General features: G+C 66.4%; 28 protein-coding genes and 1 other RNA gene. 24 read left to right on the top strand and 5 right to left on the bottom strand.

All coding sequences use genetic code 11. The features are described from left to right. Nucleotides 1–11 precede the first annotated feature (11 nt). Together ssrA and PKA16_RS04290 are read left to right on the top strand one after the other, a co-directional pair. Nucleotides 12–387, top strand: a transfer-messenger RNA (tmRNA) gene (ssrA, locus tag PKA16_RS04295). Between the two features lie 205 nt (nucleotides 388–592). Further along, nucleotides 593–1,849, top strand: coding sequence for an integrase arm-type DNA-binding domain-containing protein (locus tag PKA16_RS04290; RefSeq protein WP_324400751.1), 1,257 nt, complete (start codon nucleotides 593–595; stop codon nucleotides 1,847–1,849). Between the two features lie 378 nt (nucleotides 1,850–2,227). Here PKA16_RS04290 and PKA16_RS04285 read toward each other — a convergent pair whose 3' ends face one another. Both PKA16_RS04285 and PKA16_RS04280 read right to left on the bottom strand, forming a co-directional pair. Then, nucleotides 2,228–2,836 (bottom strand): hypothetical protein, encoded by a 609-nt coding sequence (locus PKA16_RS04285; protein ID WP_324400749.1) that lies wholly within the window; start codon nucleotides 2,834–2,836, stop codon nucleotides 2,228–2,230. Continuing rightward, nucleotides 2,833–3,072 (bottom strand): hypothetical protein, encoded by a 240-nt coding sequence (locus tag PKA16_RS04280; protein ID WP_324400747.1) that lies wholly within the window; start codon nucleotides 3,070–3,072, stop codon nucleotides 2,833–2,835. The genes PKA16_RS04285 and PKA16_RS04280 overlap by 4 nt, the downstream gene beginning before the upstream one ends. A gap of 641 nt (nucleotides 3,073–3,713) precedes the next feature. Here PKA16_RS04280 and PKA16_RS04275 point away from each other — a divergent pair. The 20 genes from PKA16_RS04275 to PKA16_RS04180 all read left to right on the top strand — a co-directional run bounded on the left by PKA16_RS04275 (nucleotide 3,714) and on the right by PKA16_RS04180 (nucleotide 14,916). Next, entirely contained in the window at nucleotides 3,714–3,932 is a 219-nt protein-coding gene (locus PKA16_RS04275; protein ID WP_324400745.1) for a hypothetical protein, read from the top strand. Then, nucleotides 3,929–4,186, top strand: coding sequence for a hypothetical protein (locus PKA16_RS04270; RefSeq protein WP_324400743.1), 258 nt, complete (start codon nucleotides 3,929–3,931; stop codon nucleotides 4,184–4,186). Before PKA16_RS04275 ends, PKA16_RS04270 begins: the two co-directional genes overlap by 4 nt. Continuing rightward, entirely contained in the window at nucleotides 4,183–4,479 is a 297-nt protein-coding gene (locus tag PKA16_RS04265) for a hypothetical protein (protein WP_324400742.1), read from the top strand. The genes PKA16_RS04270 and PKA16_RS04265 overlap by 4 nt, the downstream gene beginning before the upstream one ends. Next, complete coding sequence (locus PKA16_RS04260; protein WP_324400740.1) at nucleotides 4,476–4,790, top strand: hypothetical protein; 315 nt, start codon at nucleotides 4,476–4,478, stop codon at nucleotides 4,788–4,790. The genes PKA16_RS04265 and PKA16_RS04260 overlap by 4 nt, the downstream gene beginning before the upstream one ends. Nucleotides 4,791–4,804: 14 nt before the next feature. Continuing rightward, nucleotides 4,805–5,128 carry an AlpA family phage regulatory protein gene (locus PKA16_RS04255; protein ID WP_324400738.1) on the top strand — a complete coding sequence of 108 codons (324 nt, stop codon included), beginning with the start codon at nucleotides 4,805–4,807 and terminating at the stop codon, nucleotides 5,126–5,128. Between the two features lie 3 nt (nucleotides 5,129–5,131). Next, on the top strand, nucleotides 5,132–5,404 hold the full coding sequence (locus PKA16_RS04250; RefSeq protein ID WP_324400737.1) for a hypothetical protein: 273 nt from the start codon (nucleotides 5,132–5,134) through the stop codon (nucleotides 5,402–5,404). After that, nucleotides 5,391–5,660, top strand: a complete 270-nt coding sequence (locus PKA16_RS04245; RefSeq protein WP_324400734.1) for a hypothetical protein — start codon at nucleotides 5,391–5,393, stop codon at nucleotides 5,658–5,660. Before PKA16_RS04250 ends, PKA16_RS04245 begins: the two co-directional genes overlap by 14 nt. Beyond that, nucleotides 5,657–5,881: a hypothetical protein gene (locus tag PKA16_RS04240; RefSeq protein ID WP_324400732.1), complete on the top strand. Its 225-nt coding sequence runs from the start codon at nucleotides 5,657–5,659 to the stop codon at nucleotides 5,879–5,881. Before PKA16_RS04245 ends, PKA16_RS04240 begins: the two co-directional genes overlap by 4 nt. Next, entirely contained in the window at nucleotides 5,878–6,402 is a 525-nt protein-coding gene (locus tag PKA16_RS04235; RefSeq protein ID WP_324400731.1) for a JAB domain-containing protein, read from the top strand. The genes PKA16_RS04240 and PKA16_RS04235 overlap by 4 nt, the downstream gene beginning before the upstream one ends. 12 nt (nucleotides 6,403–6,414) lie before the next feature. Further along, on the top strand, nucleotides 6,415–7,125 hold the full coding sequence (locus PKA16_RS04230; RefSeq protein ID WP_324400729.1) for a hypothetical protein: 711 nt from the start codon (nucleotides 6,415–6,417) through the stop codon (nucleotides 7,123–7,125). A gap of 138 nt (nucleotides 7,126–7,263) precedes the next feature. Then, nucleotides 7,264–7,551 (top strand): AlpA family phage regulatory protein, encoded by a 288-nt coding sequence (locus PKA16_RS04225; protein ID WP_324400727.1) that lies wholly within the window; start codon nucleotides 7,264–7,266, stop codon nucleotides 7,549–7,551. Nucleotides 7,552–7,577: 26 nt separating this feature from the next. Further along, nucleotides 7,578–7,922, top strand: coding sequence for a hypothetical protein (locus PKA16_RS04220; protein WP_324400725.1), 345 nt, complete (start codon nucleotides 7,578–7,580; stop codon nucleotides 7,920–7,922). A gap of 23 nt (nucleotides 7,923–7,945) precedes the next feature. After that, the gene (locus tag PKA16_RS04215) at nucleotides 7,946–9,073 is read left to right on the top strand and encodes a hypothetical protein (protein ID WP_324400723.1); all 1,128 of its coding nucleotides are present in this window, start codon (nucleotides 7,946–7,948) and stop codon (nucleotides 9,071–9,073) included. 424 nt (nucleotides 9,074–9,497) lie between these two features. Continuing rightward, entirely contained in the window at nucleotides 9,498–9,743 is a 246-nt protein-coding gene (locus PKA16_RS04210; protein WP_324400721.1) for a hypothetical protein, read from the top strand. Continuing rightward, nucleotides 9,733–10,191, top strand: coding sequence for a hypothetical protein (locus PKA16_RS04205; RefSeq protein ID WP_324400719.1), 459 nt, complete (start codon nucleotides 9,733–9,735; stop codon nucleotides 10,189–10,191). The genes PKA16_RS04210 and PKA16_RS04205 overlap by 11 nt, the downstream gene beginning before the upstream one ends. Further along, entirely contained in the window at nucleotides 10,188–11,768 is a 1,581-nt protein-coding gene (locus tag PKA16_RS04200; RefSeq protein WP_324400717.1) for a YfjI family protein, read from the top strand. The genes PKA16_RS04205 and PKA16_RS04200 overlap by 4 nt, the downstream gene beginning before the upstream one ends. 338 nt (nucleotides 11,769–12,106) lie before the next feature. Then, a complete protein-coding gene (locus PKA16_RS04195; RefSeq protein ID WP_324400715.1) occupies nucleotides 12,107–12,625 on the top strand; it encodes a hypothetical protein in 519 nt (172 codons plus the stop codon). Between the two features lie 418 nt (nucleotides 12,626–13,043). After that, the gene (locus PKA16_RS04190; RefSeq protein ID WP_324400713.1) at nucleotides 13,044–13,679 is read left to right on the top strand and encodes a hypothetical protein; all 636 of its coding nucleotides are present in this window, start codon (nucleotides 13,044–13,046) and stop codon (nucleotides 13,677–13,679) included. Between the two features lie 71 nt (nucleotides 13,680–13,750). Further along, nucleotides 13,751–14,347 carry a DUF4124 domain-containing protein gene (locus tag PKA16_RS04185; RefSeq protein WP_324400711.1) on the top strand — a complete coding sequence of 199 codons (597 nt, stop codon included), beginning with the start codon at nucleotides 13,751–13,753 and terminating at the stop codon, nucleotides 14,345–14,347. Beyond that, a complete protein-coding gene (locus PKA16_RS04180; protein WP_324400709.1) occupies nucleotides 14,344–14,916 on the top strand; it encodes a hypothetical protein in 573 nt (190 codons plus the stop codon). The genes PKA16_RS04185 and PKA16_RS04180 overlap by 4 nt, the downstream gene beginning before the upstream one ends. Before the next feature lie 160 nt (nucleotides 14,917–15,076). Here the strand turns inward: PKA16_RS04180 and PKA16_RS04175 are convergent, their stop codons facing one another. After that, nucleotides 15,077–15,580, bottom strand: coding sequence for a hypothetical protein (locus PKA16_RS04175; RefSeq protein ID WP_324400707.1), 504 nt, complete (start codon nucleotides 15,578–15,580; stop codon nucleotides 15,077–15,079). 611 nt (nucleotides 15,581–16,191) lie between these two features. Here PKA16_RS04175 and PKA16_RS04170 point away from each other — a divergent pair. Both PKA16_RS04170 and PKA16_RS04165 read left to right on the top strand, forming a co-directional pair. Continuing rightward, nucleotides 16,192–16,470 (top strand): DUF1778 domain-containing protein, encoded by a 279-nt coding sequence (locus PKA16_RS04170; RefSeq protein WP_324400705.1) that lies wholly within the window; start codon nucleotides 16,192–16,194, stop codon nucleotides 16,468–16,470. After that, the gene (locus tag PKA16_RS04165; protein ID WP_324400703.1) at nucleotides 16,467–16,970 is read left to right on the top strand and encodes a GNAT family N-acetyltransferase; all 504 of its coding nucleotides are present in this window, start codon (nucleotides 16,467–16,469) and stop codon (nucleotides 16,968–16,970) included. Before PKA16_RS04170 ends, PKA16_RS04165 begins: the two co-directional genes overlap by 4 nt. A gap of 14 nt (nucleotides 16,971–16,984) precedes the next feature. On the opposite strand, the gene PKA16_RS04160 is transcribed toward PKA16_RS04165, so the two are convergent. Then, nucleotides 16,985–17,416: a LacI family transcriptional regulator gene (locus PKA16_RS04160; RefSeq protein ID WP_324400701.1), complete on the bottom strand. Its 432-nt coding sequence runs from the start codon at nucleotides 17,414–17,416 to the stop codon at nucleotides 16,985–16,987. Further along, nucleotides 17,413–17,664 (bottom strand): hypothetical protein, encoded by a 252-nt coding sequence (locus PKA16_RS04155; RefSeq protein WP_324400699.1) that lies wholly within the window; start codon nucleotides 17,662–17,664, stop codon nucleotides 17,413–17,415. Before PKA16_RS04155 ends, PKA16_RS04160 begins: the two co-directional genes overlap by 4 nt. Nucleotides 17,665–18,061 lie beyond the last annotated feature (397 nt).

Genomic DNA, 18,061 nt, shown 5'->3' with positions numbered 1-18,061 from the left:
TACGCGGTCCAGGGGCTGCATTGGTTTCGACGTGGGTTGGAATCGCCTCAGGGCATGCCGAGGTTCAGTCACCTCGTAAAACCGCTGAAAAAAACTAACTGCAAACGACGAACGTTTCGCACTCGCCGCCTAAACACCGGTGAGCCTCGCAACAGCAGGCCGATGGGCTGGGCAAGGGTGGCGCAAGCCGTCCAGGCTGCGAGGGCATTCACATCGGCTGGCTCGTCCCCGGGTGCCTTGGGGGCGGGCGAGACGCAAGGGCACTGGCGGCCCGCGTAGCGTGCGACTGCGCGACGCGGGTGGCGAGATCCAAATCAGATCGCTAAGCATGTAGAACTGGGCGGGGAAGGTTCGCGGACGGGGGTTCGAGTCCCCCCAGCTCCACCACCACATCATCCAAGGGCGTCCGCCGAAGTCCGGCAGGCGCCCTTTTTCATAGGCAGATCATCAGCTTATTGTCCAGTGACGTCCGACATCGTTCGTCTACAGCCGAACCAAAACCGGGGAACAAACCGGGGAGCGAACCGGGGTAAAGTCCGCAAATCGGGGGTTTGTTCCCCGGTCTCACGTCTGACCTCACCCGGGGGCGCCCATGCTGACCGATCTGCAGTGCAAGAACTTCACCTGCCCACCTGGCAGAAAGCGCGCGCGCATCACCGATGCGCAGGGCCTGTATCTGGAGGCGAGCCCCGCCGGGTCGAAACGCTGGTTCTGGAAAACCTATGCCGACGGCAAGGAGGGGCGCCTGGCTCTGGGCAGCTATCCGGCCGTGAGCCTGACGGCGGCCCGCAAGGCCAGGGACGCCGCCAAGCTGCAAAAGGCCGCAGGCGTTGATCCGGTCGAGGGCCGCCGGCGTGACAGGCTCAAGGGCCAACGCGAGGGCGGCGAAACCTTCAGAGCCGTGGCCCTGGAGTGGCACGCCAGGCAGCTCGAAAACTGGAGCCCCGAGCATGCCAACCGGACGCTACGCCAGCTCGAGCGCGACCTGTTCCCCTGGTTGGGCGATCGGGACATGGCCTCCATCGAGCCCATGGAATTGCTGGCCGTGCTGCAGAAGGTGGAAGAGCGCGGCGCGCTGGAGACTGCCGACCGCGGCCTGATGCTGGCGCGCCAGGTGTATGAATACTGGCTGCCAACCGCCGACCGGGAGCAGCGCAACATCACCGAGGGGCTGAAGAAGCGCCTGACGCCGTATCGCGGCAAGCACTTTGCGGCCATCCTCGAGCCCGATCGATTCGGCGAGCTGCTCCGCGCCATGTATGCCTACAAGGGCGGGCCGATTGTGCGCACCGCGCTGCTGTTGGCCCCGATCCTGTTCCAGCGTCCTGGCAACCTGCGCATGATGGAATGGGCCGAGGTCGACCTGGACCGCGCCCTCTGGACGATCCCGAGTGCCAAGATGAAGCGCGGCGTCCAGGAGAAGGCCAACGGCGAGCCCCACATCGTTCCCATGCCCAGCCAGGCGGTGGCCTTGCTGCGTGAGCTGCACGCGCTCACCGGCGCCGGCCGCTACGTGTTCCCAGGCCAGCGCGACCACGACCGGCCGCTATCCGACAACTCGGTGCGCAGCGCCCTGTATGGCCTGAACTTCGGCAAGGAACAGAGCTGGCACGGCTTTCGCGCCAGCGCCCGGACGATGCTGGTGGACCAGCTCGACCTCGACCCGCTGGCGATCGAGGCCAACCTGGCTCACGCGGTGCGGGACGCCAACGGGCGCAGCTACAACCGGACCCAGTATCTGGCCAAGCGGTTCGAGCAGATCCAGCAGTGGGCCGACTACCTGGACAAGCTACGCCAGGGCGCCGACGTGATCCAGTTTCCCGAGCGCGCCCGGTCAGGTGCCGGCTGATCAGGGCCGGAGCCGCCACCCGAGCCGGCCACCGGCGTGAGGCGGGGCATCGCGCGCGACTACTCGGGCCTGACTGCCGCGTGGCGATCTCCACCGCGCGCCGCTGCCGCTGGCGGTGGTGGCAGAGGTCTCTGCGCCGGTCGGAGCTGACGGCGGCGCAGCGAGCCAGCAAGATCAAGCGGCGGAAGTAGATTTGGGAGACGCTGCATCCGAAGTCGGATTCCGTCCAGGCTTTGGACGAAGTGCGGCAGCGCTCCAATGCCAACGTCGCCGGCCGCCTTGATCGATCGCCGGGTATGGACTACCGCCTTGGGGCTGTGCGGAGTAGTGCCTGCCTGGCCGAAGCGTCATGCCGTCCGCATCCCGGCACCAGGCTGCCTAGACCAAGGGGCGGAAATAGCCCTTGATGCAGGCGGTGTTGCGCACACTGATCTGAATGTGCGTCTGCTGGCGAAATCCGGCATCGGGGTAGATCGGATCGCCTTCCAGGAACGGGCCGCGCACCGAGTCGAACGTTTCAAGGCCCTTGACCTGCTTGGCTTGCGCGTCGCGCAGCGACAGCAGGAGGTTCATGACCGCGCAATCCAGCTCGCGGCCCGCTTTGTCCGGCGTCTTGCCCACGTTGCGTGGCATCTTGAGGTCGGCAGAGTCCAGTATTTTGCTGAGCAGCGCATGGGCGCGCTTGACCTCGGCCATTGAGCCGGAGTCGAATAGATCCAGGCAGTGGCGCAAGTCGATCACGGCGCCGATGACGGCCGGCGTGGCAATCACCCCATCGCGGTGCTTGGCACGCGCCCATTCCATGGCGCGGGCATAACTGCCTTCCCAGAAGTAGATGCCTTTCCCGAGCCAGTCGTATTTCTTCTCGGACGGGAGCAGGTGCGGCTCGGCGCCACTCAAAATATCCTCGGCCACCAATTTTTCACAGCCGTGAAAGCCGAGGATGAAGCTAGGCTGAAACTCGTAGGTGCGTGCTGCGTCGCTCACGCTGCGCTGCAATAGGGCTCAGCAAGCTGTCCCTCCGCGTCAAGAATGCCGGCGCGCTGCAGGATCTTTGTGGCGGCCTTCTTGTCGCTTGATTCCAGGCTCTTCAAATGCCTGACCATCAGCTTGGTCTGCTCCTGTCGCGATAGCACGAAACGCCCAGCCGGCTGTTTCGTGCCGACCTTCTTGGTGGCCGACCTCGGCGCGACGCCGCTAGGTTTTGACTTGGTTGTCACCATGGTTCCCCCACCGCGCGCAGGACTCCTTGTGCATTGAAGCCGGTAGCACCGTTGCTGCCGGGTTGCCTCGCTTGCTGGCGCTGCGTGCGCCGCCAGCCCATCCACCCAAGGAACCCAAGAAATTGTTCGGCAACCGCGTCCGCATTCGAAGCCGTGCCGCCATGGTTCGCCGCTGTGTTGGGTGTGGTTTACGACTGTATCACGGCCGATTCGTTCCTGACCAGTCAGGTTTCGGCTGGTTCCAGACGGTTACGCCTGTGTGCGGTGTGGAGTAGTGCTCACTTGGAAGCAGCGCCACACCGAGAGGTGAGCGCTGGGCATGAGAAGGCCCGCCCCGAGCGGGCTTTTTTCACCTCCACCGGCGGTACCCCTTCCCATCCGGGCCCAGCCACGCTACACTGCCGCCAGCGCCTGATTGGCGCCGGTGCTTGAAAACACCTCACAGTAAGCGGTTGAAGCCCCCCGACAGCGGGCTTTCGTCGCGTCTGAACACTGGCTGCAAGGCCGAACGCTTTGGACGGGATGGGGCGAACCGCAAGGCCGCCCGCACGTCTTACTGCGTGTTTTCAACATCCCGTCCATCCGCTGCTGCGTGAAAACGGTTGCGGATGGGTTTTGAATCTCGGTAAGGAGATCGACCCATGGCACTGCAGCCATCCCCCCGCGTCCGCACCGGGCGCACCATGACGCGCGAGCAGCGCATCATCGCCACCGAAACCGCCCTCGGCCTGGCGCTGTCCTTCACCCGTCGCCTGACTGAAAACCCGCACGCCGGCGGTGCCGACTGCTGGGCCGCGCTATCGCGCTGCCGGCGCGCCCTGCAGCTGCTGCAGCAGCTGAGCCAGGAGGGCGTGCAATGACTTCCGATGCTCCGATCTTCGAGGCGCCGGCCCTGGCGCCGAATTCGGATTGGTCGCACTACCGAACGGGGCGCCTATTTGGCGACTCGGTAACGGTGGGCGCGCTGACCGAAGGCGAACGCTTCGCCACCATCGGGATTTACAGCGGCGCCGTCACGCTGCAGCTGTCCCTGACGCGCCAGCAGGCGCTTGCACTGGCCGAGGAGCTGCGCATCGCAGCCCAATCACGTGACGAAAAGGAGGTCGCGCAATGAAACACTCTGATCTGGCGAACACCCAAGCACCCGGCGGCAACACCGGCCCCGTTACTACCGCCGTGCCCGTTCAGGTCTTCGGCGTGGATCTGCTGACCGTCAACGCTGGCGTGCCCAGGGCCGATGCCATGAATGTGCTCTCGGCACTGCTTGCCGAAGCGTCGGACGCGGCCACCGAGCGGGCGATGTGTATGGAAGGGGTCACCCCGAAAGGGGGGTCGCCATGGCTGGATGCCCTGGCCCTGGATTTGGCGCGTGCGATCGTTCAAGCGGTAGAAGGAGGTGCGGCATGACTGACAACAAATCTGCCACCGTCCGCGAACTGCGCGACGCAGTGGAAGCCATAGACTGCTTTTCGCAGGATGGCTTTCAGGAAATTGCCGCTATTGCGAAGTTGGCGGTCGCCAGCATGGGCACCGCTGAGGGCCTCATGCACACCGAAAACATCCTTTTTGCTCTGCGCGCCATATGGGGCACGGCCGAAACTACGGTCGATCTGATTGCAGACCAGGCCGAGCGAGTCGGCTGCGCCCACAAATCTCCACCCGATCGCGACTACTGGAAGGCCCGAGCGGCCATCGCGGACGCGCGTCAAGGAGAGTGAACATGGATGTCACCTTGAACATCTGCACCGCCTCGCATCTCGCGTCGGCGGCACTCGACAAGGCCAGCGCAGCCGAGTTCCTGGCGTTGAGCGTCAGCACGTTCGAACGCCTGGTGCGCGAGGGCCGCGCGCCGCGGCCGCGGCAGCTTTCGGGCCGGCGTGTGGCATGGATCCGCACCGAGCTGGAGGCGTGGCTGCATGAGCGCCCGGTGTCCGAACTGCTACCGCCTGCCAACACGGGCGCGCCCAAGCGGCGCGCCAGGCCTGCGCCACTGTCTTGGCGCAGCGGTCACAAGAGCGCAGCCACCTCCTCGGACGTGCGCACCAGGAGGGCTTGAACCATGCGAAGCAAAGCGAATACCTGGACGCCGAAGCAATACCGCATCGCGCTGGGTGAAATTGCCGAACGTACGGCATCACTACGCAAGTTGCTTATGCTGGCAGCCACTCAAGATGACGACTGGGAGCGGTCGGTATGTGTTGATGCTGCGGAAGGTCTGGCCGCGCTCATCGGCGCAATGGCTGACGGCGCGGTGGGCGGGCAAAGGGTCGGCGACGCGGAATGCTGGTTCTATGGCCCTAGCTTCGAGGCTACGCGTGATGCAGCACCGTGAACGGGTGGCCAGGCGCACCACGGCATTGGCCGCCTGCGTCGCATGGTGGGCCGCGCTGCCCATCGTGCAGGGCGACCATCCCGACGCGCGCAAGGCGCAGCGGCTGCGCTGGGAGGCAGACCGACTCGACGTTATCGCCGGTGCGCAGAACGGGCACCGGGCGTGGCAGAAGGCCAACCGCCTGGCCGCGCATCTGTTGCGCCAGGGCGCGCTCGCGCTGGTGATGGTCAAGGATCGGGAGGGGGTGCAGCCATGAACGACGCGCAAGCCTTGATGCTCTCCACTGCCGCGATCGAGCGGCATTGCCAGCAGCGCCAGGCCGAAGCCCTGGCGACGATGACAGCCGCAACCGCGCCGGACGCATTCCACGACGCGACCGGCCGATTCTCTGACACGGTGACGGCGGGCCACGCGGTGCGTGAGTTCCGGGCCGTGGTCGACGCGGCCGGCGACAAGGGCGGGGAGGTGTTGTCATGACGAAGCCGCACACCCGGCCGCCTGTCCTGTCCACCTACGGCGTTGCCGATGGCGCCTGCTCCCTGCGCTACTCACTATCGAAAACAGAGCGTGCCACGCTCGATCGCTCGCTGCGGATCGTCGGGCGCGTCCTGGTTGACGGGCGCTCTGCACTCGATTCTCCGGGCGTGGTGCGGCAATACCTAGCGCTCCAGCTCCGTGGCGAGCCGGTCGAGCACTTCAGCATGTTGCTGCTGGATTCACAACACCGCTGCATCGTATTCGAGTGCCTGGTCACGGGGACGATAAATCAGGCCAGCATCTACCCGCGCCAGGTCGTCCGCGCCGCGCCCAGGCATGGCGCGGCGGCCGTCGTCCTGGTACAGAACCACCCGAGCGGCGACACCACGCCAAGCCGGGCCGATGAGGCGCTTACGCAGTCGCTCAAGGCGGCGCTGCGCACCATCGATGTCCGCGTCCTGGATCACATGATCGTCGCTGGCGGCAGGGCGCTGTCCATGGCCGGGCGCGGGATGCTTTAAGGAGGATGGAATATGCCAAGCCGATACGAAGGAGCAATCAGGGTCTGCCTACTGCACTCCATTCCGCTCGTGCATACGATCGGACGTCCTGTGCCCGATCGCCTATCCACGCACGCGCTGGCGATGCTGGCGACCTGGCAGGAAGGCGAGCCCGCCGGGTCGGAAATCCACCGCGCTCGCGCGCGTGATTACCTGTGGTCGATTGGTGACGCGATCGAGCGCCACGGAACGGCATTAGAGGCAATCGAGTTCAGCGGTGCACTGACGCCGGATGGCGAATTGAGCATGCTCCGTGTGCCCGCAATCACTGCCGAGAATTTCGCGCTGCTGCTTCACCAGGATCGTTCGGACGTCCCGCCGCTGATCGCGGCATGGTTCGAGATGTGTGCCGTTCCGTGGCCCCCTGTCGTTGCCGACGATCAGCCGCTGACGTGGGATGAGGCGCGGCAGGAGCGGCGCGCCGCGATCGGGAAGCGAGAGCGTTGGACCGACCGGCAGGTCGAGGCCGCGCGCCATGAATTCGAGCGGCTGGGCGGCTACGAGCAAGGGCGCAAATCTGCGGTGGCCACCAATCTGGCCAATGAGATCGGGATCAGTCGGCAAGCGTTCCTGCGCTCGATTGGCATCGATTCCAGGACGCCGGGCGTGACGTCAGACACCCGCAGGCCAAGTAACCAAGCGCACCGGATGGGTGCAAGCATCCGCCCACGCCGCATCCGCTGAGAGTGAAACCGCGCGCATGCGCGATGCGCCCTGTTTGCACCTTTGACGCCGGAGTGTTGCACGCGGCAAAACCCGGTCCTAGCCGAGCGGTGCGCAGTGCATGCCGGCGGTCTTTCAGCAATCCACCCGGAGAACGCAATGAGCACCTTTGTAACGCCTGATCCCGGCAGCGTGCCGGATCGGTTTTTATCGATTGCCGACGTGCGAGAGATGACCAATCTGTCGGCATCGACGATCTATGAGCTGATTGGGGCCGGTAAATTTCCGCCGCAGATCAAGCTCACGGGGCGGCGCTCCGTTTGGTCGGAGGGCGCCATTCAGGCATGGATGCGCGCGCGCGCGGCCGCATCGATTGCCGGCAGCAAGGCGCACGCCGCACCGACCCGACGGCAGGCCCATGGGCGCACCGTGGGGGCTGCCCAGTGACGCGCCAGCCGCGCCCGCCGCTGGGCGTGCCCGTTGACGTTCTGGCCGGCGCGCTGGCGCTGCCGCGCACGACGCTGGTTGCCGCGTTGCTGGATGCCCTGCCGGTGCTGCAGCGGCATGCGCCCGTGCGGCTGCATCGTGACCCGACGGTCTCCAGCGGCGCGCGAGTGCGGGCGCTGCTGACGCCACCACAGGCCGATGCACTGCTTGTGCATCTGCGCGATCGCGCAAACCCAGGCGACCCACTGCGTGATCGCGTGTTGCGCGTGCGTGTGGCCCTGTTCAACGCCTGGCGCTCGCGCCGGCAACTCGATTCCTTTTGCGAGGCACTGATGGCGCCGGCGCGCGATGAAGCGCCGGCGGCCGCCTGATTCACACGACAGAAAGGTAAGTCATGTTTGATTTTCTGAAGCGCGGCGCTGGCGCCGCAACCGAAACCGAGTATGAGCGCGTGCAGCGCGCCATGGCTACGCTGTCCGGCGCGGCTGGGCAGGTCGAGGCGTTCGAGCGCGAACTGGCTGCCATCGATGGCGAGATCGAGCGAGGCCGCGCGAAGTTCGAGCACGACAAGGAGGTGATCGCGCAGCCGCTGCTCAATCCCCTGCACAACGCCCTGCCGGATGTCGATCTCCACCAGGCGAGAAACATCCGGGAGCAGCAGTATCTGGACAAGGTGGAGGCGCTCGCGCAGGCATCCGGCCTGCGTGAGCTGGAGCGGCGCCGCGCGGCCGCCCAGGTTCGGCTTGCTGCCGCGCGCGAAGTGCATGGCGCGCTGGAGCTGATCGACGATTGCGAGCGCGGCGCACCGGCGCGCATCGCGGCCAGCGCGAAGGCGGCAGCCCAGTCGCTGAAGGCTGCGAAAGGTGCTGTTCAGGCTGCAGAGACCGCAGAGGCGCAGGCGCGCGAATCCCTGGCCGAGGCCGAGGCGAAGCTGGCCGAGCGTGCGGCGGAGATTGACCGCATCGCAGCGCCGCGCCGGCAACGCGTTGCCGAGGCCGAAGCGGCTCTGGCTACTGCGAAGGCGCAGGCGGATTTCGAACTGATGGCAAAGCGGGCAACGATGCTGGAGTTCGCGCAAGCCGAACTTGCCCATGTGTCAACCAGGGAGACTGACAAGCTCTTTCAGGCGTTGTCCGAGATCGTGAACGAGCGTCGCGAGCAGCTGGCCGCCGCGGACCGCGCACTGCCGGAGGCAGTCAAGTCCGAGCGCGGCGCCGCTGCGGACGTCGCGCGCGTCGAGTTCGATCGCGCTGCCCTTGCGGCGCTGCTGGCCTACGCCGCAGCGTGCGAAGCCGGGGCATCGGACCCGGGCGGCATGGACGGCTTGCATATCGCGTTCTATACGCCAGCCCACGCGCCGTTGCGCCGCGCCGATGCCCTCGGGCGCATCTCTGGCTTCACACTCCAATCGCTGCGCCGCATGCGATCGCAGACAGTGCTGCCGCGCGGGATTTTTCGCGAGGGGGACGACGCCACGACGACCTCCGAGGAGCCGACCGCCAGCGCAGAGGTGCAAGCATGATCGGCAGCGCTGTCATGAGCTTCCACGATCAGCCAGCGGCCTCGGCCGGCGAAAGCGTGACCCGGCGCAGTCTGCACGCGGAGCCGCTGCGCGCTTTCGGCGCTGAGGATTGGATGCTCCGTCCCGGCGACTGAAGGCCGGGCGCGGGTTAGTCGGCAAGTGCCGCGAAACCAACAACCCCGACAGCCGGCGGTGCCTGTGGGAACCTTTCACGCACGCGGTCGGCCCCAGGCGCAAAACCCCCCCGGTGCACCGGCCGGGGGGCCTGGGTCAACACCTGCCGACGAGGACCACCTGGCGATGCGACGCTGGGCGCGGATTCGATCGGCATATCCAGGGGCCGCTCGCTGCGTCGCGCGCTCAGTGAGACCCGAAAAAAAACGCCGCACCGGCTGGCACCGGGCGGCTTCATGGGGATATTGCGATGACTATTATTTCACGAAAAACCGCCAGTTCAAGCCTAGCCGAGGCCGCGCATGATGCGCTGCGGCGGATGTTCCCACACGGGGTTCCGGTCAAGCGGTGGAGCTTCCGGTCCCACACGGATGGCGCGAAGATCGAGGCCACCTTGTTGGCAGAGGCCGGCGCGCTGGTGGTTTTGCTAAAGGACGCGCGCACCGGCGCGTCGCTGGGCGAGCGGCGCTACGTGGTGCGGCCGCATGTCGTTTGACCGCACCCGATTGCCCGACTCCCTCACTTACTTCGAGGGCAGCGGGCTGAAGCTGACCGGACGAGGCAAATGGCGCACGGCGCCTTGCATCTTCCATGGCGGTAGCGACAGCATGCGCGTCAACCTGGAGACGGGCGGATGGGTTTGCATGGCCGGCTGCGGCGCCCGGGGCGGCGACGTCCTGGCCTATGAGATGGCCAGCGCTGGCCGCGACTTCGCTACGGCGGCCAAGGCGCTGGGCGCCTGGATCGAGGACGGCAAGCCGGCGCCGATTCGCCCGACGCCGATCAGTGCGCGTGACGCGCTGGGCCTGCTGGCCGATGAGGCAGATCTGATCGCCCTGGCCGGCGCGCGCGTCGGTCGTGGCGCGGCACTCAACGACGAAGACCGCGCGCGCGTCCTGACGGCGGCCGGCCGTGTCCGTCGCATCCGGGAGCTGTTCGCATGAGCGCGCCGGTGGTCCCTTTCAACCAGGTGCAGAAGCGGCGCGCCGCTGCTGCACTTGATGACGACATTGCCGAGCGCCAGGCGCAGGATCTGGACGGCTGGCCGATCCCGCTGCAGGACGGCGGCAACGCGCCGGACCTGCCGGCCGACCTGGTGCCCGGCTGGCTGGGTCGCTACGTCGCTGCCGTGGCGCGATCGACGCAAACGCCGCCGGCGCTGGCCATCGGTATGGCGCTGGCGACCGTGGCCACCACCGTGCAGCGTCGTTACCGCGTGGCGCCCTATGGCCTGGACTCCGAGTATCGAGAGTCGGCCTCGGTCTTCACGCAGGGCGTCGCCGCATCGGGCTCGCGCAAGTCGGCCATCGTGGACGCATTCACCTGGCCGCTGCAGCGCTGGGAGAAGAACGCAGGCGACCGGATGCGGCGCGAGATCAACGCCGTGTTGTCGCGCATCCTCGTCGCCGACAGCCGCATCAAGAGCCTGCAGGCGCAGGCCGGTAAGGCCGATGACCCGGGCGAACGCGAGCGGCTGCGCGAGCAGATCGAGCTGGAGGAAACCGCCAAGCCGGAGCGGCTCTACCCGCCGCGCCTGTTCCTGGGCGATGCCACGGTGGAGCGCCTGCAGGGCGTCCTGACCGAGCAGGGAGGCCGCGCGGCCGTCCTGTCTGACGAGGGCGGTCTGTTCAGCACGATCTCGGGCAGCTACGGCGGCGGCGCCGGGCCGGCGCTCGATGTGCTGCTGCAGGGCTATTCGGGCGGCGCGCTGCGCGTGGAGCGCAGCACGCGCTCGGCTTACGTGGACCGGGCGGCCATCACGCTGGGCCTGATGCTGCAGCCCGGCCTGGTGGCCGAAGCAGCCGGCAGCAACCGCTTCCGGGCGTCCGGGCTGATGGCGCGCTTCCTGTTTTTCGTGCCGGCGCCGTTCGTCGGTGGGCGCGACGTGCGCCAGTTCGCACCGGTGCCGCGGGCGCTGCGCGAGGAATACGGGCGCGAGATCGACGCGCTACTGCCGGATCCGACCGAGGGGCCGCACCTGCCGCCGATCGACATCCCGCTGAACGAGGAGGCGCGCGAGGTGTTCCTGGACTTTGCGCAAGAGGTCGAGGACCGCCTGGGCGCTGGCGGCGACCTGGAAGCGGTGGGCGACTGGGCGGCCAAGCTGGCGGGCCAGGCCGCGCGCGTGGCGCTGCTGTTCGAGCTGGTGACCAGTGGGCCGGGCCTCGAGGTGATCCCGGCCGACAGCATGCGCGCTGCGGTGAAGCTGTGCCACGCGCTGATCCCGCACGCCCGCGCCGCCTTCCGCCTGCTGGCTGCCGACCAGGTGGACCACGATGCCGACCACGTGCTGCAGTGGGTGCTTGGGCGCGACGACCCGCGCGAGTTCACCCAGCATGAGCTGCACCACGCGATGCGCAGCCGGTTCACGCGCAAGGAGCGCCTGGTCGCCGCGCTGCAGCGTCTGCAGGCCAATGGCTGCCTGCGGCACTCCAAGCGGGCGAACAAGGGCGCCAGGGCGACCGACATCTGGCAGGTGAATCCGCGCCTGTTTCTCACGGATGTCTCGTTTGTCCAATAGAGGAATAGAGAGAAGTTCTTTTTTTCTATATACATACGCACGCACGCAGCCGGACCCCATGATAAACGCGATAAACGTGACAAACCCATCTGCAGGCCAGCACCTCGTTTATCGCGTTTATCACGTTTATCAGGCGTCATCCGTGCGTGCGTGTGCGTGGCCGGCCGGGAGGGGAGCCGCTGCCGGCGCCGTGGCTGGTGGACCGCTACCGCCCCCCAGTAGGTTCTTCCAGCCACCCCCCCAGCGAGGGCAATTCGACCCCCGATCTGGCGCTAGTGCCTCGGGTTTTTGGTATGTCAACCAGCCACGATGGTGGTCAATGGTGATAGATTTCAGCTATGAAACTGACTCAATCTAGGATCGCAGAGGCGTTGGGCGTTCATCCGGCGATGATCGTTCGATGGAAGCGACGCGGCATGCCCGTTTGCTCGGTCGAGGAAGCGGCCGCCTGGCGCAGTGCCAACGTGAGGCCGCGCATGCCGAGCGCGCCTATCGGGATCGAATCGACCGACGAGCAAGCGGCGCCACCTAGCCAGGCCGGCCACGCCGCACCAGTCACCGACTACCACAAGGCCAAAACGCAGCGCGAGGCCGCCGAGGCGCACTTGGCACAGCTGCGGCTTCATCGTTTGGGGGCATCGCTGATGGACGCGACGACAGCGCGCCGCGCAGTGTGCGAAGCGTTCGATCAGGTTCGCGCGGCCGTTTGCCGCGTTCCCGTGATGCTCGCCCCCATCGTCGCGGGCCTGACCGACCCGCGCGAGATTGAGCTGGCCTACCAGCGGACGCTTGCGGCTACGCTCAGTGATATTTCCGGGCGCCTGCAGGTCATGGCCCAGCGAGGCGGCCAGCCGTAGCACCATGCTGCCATCCTGGCACCGCTCGACGTCCTGGGCGAGGCCTGCGGGCCATCGTGCAGCGACGCCACCGCGATCGCGGGCCAGCTCGATCTCGGCATCGTGCAGCTGCGTCGTGGCCACCGGGCGCCAGATCAGCAACCTGGCCACCGGGCGCTCGACCGCCGCATGGCCCGGCGAGGCGGCCGGTCGTAGCGCCGCGCTGCCATCCTGGCACCGCTCGACGTCCTGGGCGAGGCCTGCGGGGGCGGGTTCGTCCTCAATTTGAGGTTGGACCTGCCGCCGCTCGACGTCCTGAGCTTCACCTGCGGGCCATCGTGCAGCGGCGCCATGGCCACCAGGCGCTCGATCGGTAGCATGCCGCCAGGCGCTCGATCGGCAGCATGGCCACTAGGCGCTCGAGCCGCACGACGCCATCGTGATCGACGAGGGGATCGAATACATCCGCGCCGAGCTGATCGAGATCGACGAGAACCTGTGCCGTTCGGAGCTGACGGCGGCGCAGCGGGCCAGCAAGATCAAGCGGCGGAAGCAGATTTGGGAGACGCTGCATCCGCGCGAAATTCAGGTGGGACAACTTGTCCCACCTGAAATTGGTTACGGCAAGCCGCCGTCGCAAGAACGCGGTTTCGCGGCCAACACCGCCGCCGTCACCGGCCAATCGAAGAAAGACATCAACCGTCACATCGCCCGCGCCGACGCTCTCGGCGACGACATCAACCGCGTGGTCGGCACCAGCCTGGACAAGGGCGTCGAGCTGGACGCGCTCAAGGCCATGCCGGAGCACGAGCGCAAGGAACTGATCGACCGCGCCGCTGCGGGCGAGCAGGTCAGCGCGCGCAAGCCCGCGCCGCAGCACCTGCAAAACGCCGCCGAGCAGGAAGCGCAGATCCAGACGCTCAAATCGCAGATCCGCGCCGCCCTGATGCCGTATGCGCCGATGACGAACAAGGTCTATGCGCTGCTGGAGGTGGCGCGCGACCTCTGTCGCAATGACGCCGACGTGCGATTCCTGCGCGAGGCGCCCCACGAAGTCCTGGATGAGAGAACGTGACGCAGTGCCTTGCCGCTGCTTGTAAACAAATGCATCATCGCAACATCTGAAGACGGCATCGGGAAGATGGAATGCACACGATCGCAGGCGGGGCCTGTTTGGCTTTGGCCCTGTGCGCAGCGAGTCCGGCAGCAGCGCAGATCTACAAATGCCCGGACACTCAAGGCGGCACCGTGATCCAGCAAACACCGTGCGCAGGCAGCGCCGGTCAGACGCTGGACATACGCCCGGCGAGCGGCGCGTCAACTCCATCCACAGCCAACGACGCTCAGGCGCGGCTGGCCAAACTGAAAGCCCGCAACGCCATGGCTGAAGCGATCCGCAAGGGCATTCCGCGCATCGGCATGGATGCCAAGCAGCTGCAGCAGGCCATGGGCACGCCCAGCACCGTCAACGCCAGCAACATCAGCGGCACCCGAAAAGACCAGCTTGTCTACTACCGCCAGGACGCGACCTGGTATGTCTACACGATCAACGACGTCGTCGATTCGATCCAACGCAGTGACCCGGAGCCCCGCATGGCGCGCCAGCCCGTTGCGCGCGACTGCCCAAGCTCGCTCACGATCCGGAACGCCGAAGTGTCCGCAAGCAGTGGCACGTTGAGCGCCGAGGAACGACGCGCACGCTGGCGCGAGATCGAAACCATGCGCAACTGTGCCCGCCAATGACTCCAACGATCGGGCGCACCGCCGCAGGGCACATCGTCGTGATGATCGGCGCGGCGCTGCTGGCCGCGCCCGCCAGCGCTGCCATCGACTGCCTGATGCCGAACGGCAAAACCATCACTTTCCAGACGCGCGACGCCTGCCCGGCCGACGCGAGCCAGGTTGATGCGCAAGGCAACGTGGTGCGGCCGCCAATCCCGCGACCAGCGCCGCCCAAGCCCACCCCGTCGAGCCCTTCATCTGCCCAGCCAAGCGCCACCGCGCCGAGATCAAGGCCAGCGCCATCAGCGCCGATGGTCGTCACCGTCTACGAAGCCGCTGATGCCATGTGCTCCCTGCTCAAGCGCGGCGGCGCGGCAACCCAATGCGAGGTTGACCCCAACATCCTCAGCAACAGCTACATCAACATCACGTCCAATGCGACCCCACGCCAAGCGATGATGGACTGCTCCATCATCGCCAGCAGCCTACGCCAGTCCACGTCGCTTGAGGACCGTCGCTTGCGCACCTGGGAGATCCGCATCTTCTCGCCATTCAGCGGATCGCGTCCGATCGCCGCTTGCTACCTGTAATCGCTCGGTTTCACCTGCTCGGCGTGATTATCGACGCGGGGACAGCGCGACGCGCAGTGTGCGAGGCGTTCGATCAGGTTCGTGCAGCCGTTTGCCGCGTCCCTCCGATGCTCGCCCCCATCGTCGCGGGCCTGGCCGACGCGCGCGAGATTGAGCTGGCCTACCAGCGGATGCTTGCGGCTACGCTCAGTGGCCGCTTGACGTCCTGGGCGAGGCCTGCAGGCCACCGTGCAGCGACGCCACCGCGATCTCTGGCCAGCTCGATCTCGGCATCGTGCAGCTGCGTCGTGGCCACCAGGCGCCAGATCAGCAACCTGGCCACCAGGCGCTCGACCGCCGCATGGCCCGGCGAGGCGGCCGGCCGTAGCACCGCGCTGCCATCCTGGCGCCGCTCGACGTCCTGGGCGAGGCCTGCGGGCCACCGCGCAGCGGCACCATGGCCGCCAGGCGGCCCGATCACCAACGGTGGTTGGACGATCGGCAGCGACTTCATCATGGCCACCGACCCGCATGATCGGGCCGCGCGGCCCAGCGAGGCTGCCCGCCGTAGCGGCGCGCTGCCATCCTGGCGCCGATCGGCGTCCTGGGCGAGGCCTGCGGGCAATCGTGCAGCGACGCCACCGCGATCTCTGGCCAGCTCGATCTCGGCATCGTGCAGCTGCACTGTGGCCACCAGCCCGCGCGATCGGCAGATGGCTGGGACGCATGACGTTGCCCGAAAAGCACCCAGCGAAGTCATGACCGGGGAACAAACCGGGGAACGAATCGGCATCTGATTTTTGGTAATCAAGTATCCATGCGGCTTTCAGGCCATCATTCAATAGACCCCAGCCCACCAATACTGAAGCCCCAACTGTTATCAGTTGGGGCTTTTTCTTGTCTTATCGCGCCAGTTCCCGCGTGTTCTTGGGGGTTCCTGCGGAAGCCTGCGGACTACGCCGGTCGGCGTCTCGGCCCGTTCCGGGCCATATTCCACTCTCTCCTGGCCATTCCTCGCTCCGACCTCGCTCCCTGGAACGGACCCGAAGTCCGCAAAGGCCGCAACGCAGGCCCATGCAGATCAACGGGTTACGCGCGGACGAATCAAGCGGTTGGATTGCGGCATTGGGTGGCGAGGGAAACGCGGCGGTTGCGTTTTGTCGGTAGTTGTCGAGATGTACCGGCAAATTGCAACATCGAGAGAATGCGCCAGGATGGCTGACGGCAGAGATTACTTGTCAGGACACCGTCCGGACAACTACAATAAGGCATTCAAGATCAGTCCGGAGGGGCACCATGAGCACCCTGAATCTTTCCAAGACCGAGCGCATTGACGTTCGTGCAAGCACACCGGTCAAGCAGCTGCTGCAGGGGGCCGCGCGTGCCTGCCATAAGAACGTGAGCGAGTTCCTGCTCGACGCGGGCGTGACCGCGGCCGCGCAGACGCTGGCAGATCGTCGCCAGTTCGTACTCGACGAGACGCAGTGGCAGGCATTCCAGGAAGCGCTGGATCGGCCTGTGCAGAGCAAGCCGCGCCTGAAGAAGTTGCTGCGTGAACCTGGGGTGCTGGGTTGAGCAATGGCTACTCACCCGTTCGCAAGCTCGCTGCAACGGATCAGGTCGATGCGTTCGACTGCGGCCAGGCCGCGCTGAACCAGTTCCTGCAGCGCTACGCGCTCGTCAACCAGAAGGCCAACAGCGCGCAGACCTACGTCTGCTGCCAGAGTGACGTGGTGGTCGGCTTCTACAGCCTCGCCGTCGGCAGTGTCGATCCGGAGGCCGCGCCGTCAAGAGTGATGAAGGGGCTGGCGCGTCACCCGGTACCGGTCATGATCCTGGCCCGGCTGGCCGTGGACAAGGAGCATCAGCGCAAGGGACTGGGGCAGGCCTTGCTCAAGGACGCGCTGCTGCGCACCGCGCAGGCCGCCGACATCGCCGGCATTCGCTGCCTGCTGGTCCATGCCAAGGACGAGGCGGCGCGGCAGTGGTACGAGTCATGGGAATTCGAGCCCAGCCCGACCGATCCGTACCATCTGTTCCTGATGCTCAAGGATCTCAAGGGCATGTTGAGCTAAGGGGCGTCTTCGCCTCAGAGACCGACTCTCTCGCGCTGCTCATCCCATAGAGCAGGCGGGTCCACCGCCAAATCAAACAGCGTAATGTGGTTCGGCAAGGCGTCGTCCAGGATGGCGGCCACGATATCGGGCGCCAGCGTAGTCAGGTTGACCATCCGGCTCACGTAGCTGTTGTCGATCGCCTCCCGCGTGGCGATCTCCTTCAAGGACTTCGCTTCCCCCGATTCCAGTATGTTCAGCCAGCGGTGGCCCCTGGCCAGCGCCAGTTGGATGGATGTCGGTGCCACATCCCACAGTCTGACCGGCACGGTTTCGCCGTTCGGCAAGGTGACCAGCTTGCGGCCGCCGCGGCGCTTGACCCGGATCGGCACGGACAGGGTCAACTTGCCATCACTGGTCTGCAGGATGTCCGGCTCGCCGGTCTTCCGGATGCGGATGTCGCTCATGCCAGTGCGTCTGCTCCCTGCTGCACTGGCTCGGGGCGCAGCTCCGGCGGCAGGCGTTCGATGCCGTTGGCGCGCAGGCGGACCTTGATGTCGTTGGGCGACACGATGGCTTTTTCCACCAGCAACGCCGCGATACGGGTCTGCTCGGCCGGGAACGGCTGATCCCGGATCGCGTCGAGCCGGGTCATGGCCACGGTGATCTTCGCGGCGTCCAGAGCTGGAACGAACGCCATCACTTCGGGCAACATGCCACTGAACCGATTCGGGGCACGCAGGATTGCCCGCAGTTGACCAGGCACCGCCGATTTCAGTTCTGCGGCTGGCCGTCGCGGCAGACCCGATGCACCTGCGTGCGCCCTGGCATCTCGCTGGGACACGTCCGCTTGCGGTCTTCAGGGCAACGCTGACCAAGTCCCTCGCGCGCTGCGCATCCCTGCCTGCGGCGGTCTGCGGCGTTGCAAATGCTCGCAATAGCTTCGGCTATTGCTGCGCTTCGCGCCTTGCATCCCATCCCCATGCGGGGTGCGCCGCATCACGGAGACTTGTTCAGCGTCGCCTTGGGTTGAATGCCCTTGAGCAGGCAGGGAACCCTGAACCGGTCCCCCTTTGATGGACGCCAAGAAGCCACGATGAGCGTTATCCACG

The sequence above is a fragment of the Ottowia sp. genome (genome assembly GCF_035325765.1).
In the GTDB taxonomy this organism is placed as follows: Bacteria; Pseudomonadota; Gammaproteobacteria; order Burkholderiales; family Burkholderiaceae_C; genus Ottowia.
The sequence above is the reverse complement of the archived record's forward strand: the minus strand, read 5'-3'. Positions and strand labels throughout refer to the sequence as shown.

Coding starts and splice junctions, on each gene's coding strand:
- PKA16_RS04290 (WP_324400751.1), top strand. CDS start 593: ATGCTGACCGATCTGCAGTGCAAGAACTTCACCTGCCCACCTGGCAGA.
- PKA16_RS04280 (WP_324400747.1), bottom strand. CDS start 3,072: ATGGTGACAACCAAGTCAAAACCTAGCGGCGTCGCGCCGAGGTCGGCC.
- PKA16_RS04275 (WP_324400745.1), top strand. CDS start 3,714: ATGGCACTGCAGCCATCCCCCCGCGTCCGCACCGGGCGCACCATGACG.
- PKA16_RS04270 (WP_324400743.1), top strand. CDS start 3,929: ATGACTTCCGATGCTCCGATCTTCGAGGCGCCGGCCCTGGCGCCGAAT.
- PKA16_RS04265 (WP_324400742.1), top strand. CDS start 4,183: ATGAAACACTCTGATCTGGCGAACACCCAAGCACCCGGCGGCAACACC.
- PKA16_RS04260 (WP_324400740.1), top strand. CDS start 4,476: ATGACTGACAACAAATCTGCCACCGTCCGCGAACTGCGCGACGCAGTG.
- PKA16_RS04250 (WP_324400737.1), top strand. CDS start 5,132: ATGCGAAGCAAAGCGAATACCTGGACGCCGAAGCAATACCGCATCGCG.
- PKA16_RS04245 (WP_324400734.1), top strand. CDS start 5,391: ATGCAGCACCGTGAACGGGTGGCCAGGCGCACCACGGCATTGGCCGCC.
- PKA16_RS04240 (WP_324400732.1), top strand. CDS start 5,657: ATGAACGACGCGCAAGCCTTGATGCTCTCCACTGCCGCGATCGAGCGG.
- PKA16_RS04235 (WP_324400731.1), top strand. CDS start 5,878: ATGACGAAGCCGCACACCCGGCCGCCTGTCCTGTCCACCTACGGCGTT.
- PKA16_RS04230 (WP_324400729.1), top strand. CDS start 6,415: ATGCCAAGCCGATACGAAGGAGCAATCAGGGTCTGCCTACTGCACTCC.
- PKA16_RS04225 (WP_324400727.1), top strand. CDS start 7,264: ATGAGCACCTTTGTAACGCCTGATCCCGGCAGCGTGCCGGATCGGTTT.
- PKA16_RS04215 (WP_324400723.1), top strand. CDS start 7,946: ATGTTTGATTTTCTGAAGCGCGGCGCTGGCGCCGCAACCGAAACCGAG.
- PKA16_RS04210 (WP_324400721.1), top strand. CDS start 9,498: ATGACTATTATTTCACGAAAAACCGCCAGTTCAAGCCTAGCCGAGGCC.
- PKA16_RS04205 (WP_324400719.1), top strand. CDS start 9,733: ATGTCGTTTGACCGCACCCGATTGCCCGACTCCCTCACTTACTTCGAG.
- PKA16_RS04200 (WP_324400717.1), top strand. CDS start 10,188: ATGAGCGCGCCGGTGGTCCCTTTCAACCAGGTGCAGAAGCGGCGCGCC.
- PKA16_RS04195 (WP_324400715.1), top strand. CDS start 12,107: ATGAAACTGACTCAATCTAGGATCGCAGAGGCGTTGGGCGTTCATCCG.
- PKA16_RS04185 (WP_324400711.1), top strand. CDS start 13,751: ATGCACACGATCGCAGGCGGGGCCTGTTTGGCTTTGGCCCTGTGCGCA.
- PKA16_RS04180 (WP_324400709.1), top strand. CDS start 14,344: ATGACTCCAACGATCGGGCGCACCGCCGCAGGGCACATCGTCGTGATG.
- PKA16_RS04170 (WP_324400705.1), top strand. CDS start 16,192: ATGAGCACCCTGAATCTTTCCAAGACCGAGCGCATTGACGTTCGTGCA.
- PKA16_RS04160 (WP_324400701.1), bottom strand. CDS start 17,416: ATGAGCGACATCCGCATCCGGAAGACCGGCGAGCCGGACATCCTGCAG.
- PKA16_RS04155 (WP_324400699.1), bottom strand. CDS start 17,664: ATGTTGCCCGAAGTGATGGCGTTCGTTCCAGCTCTGGACGCCGCGAAG.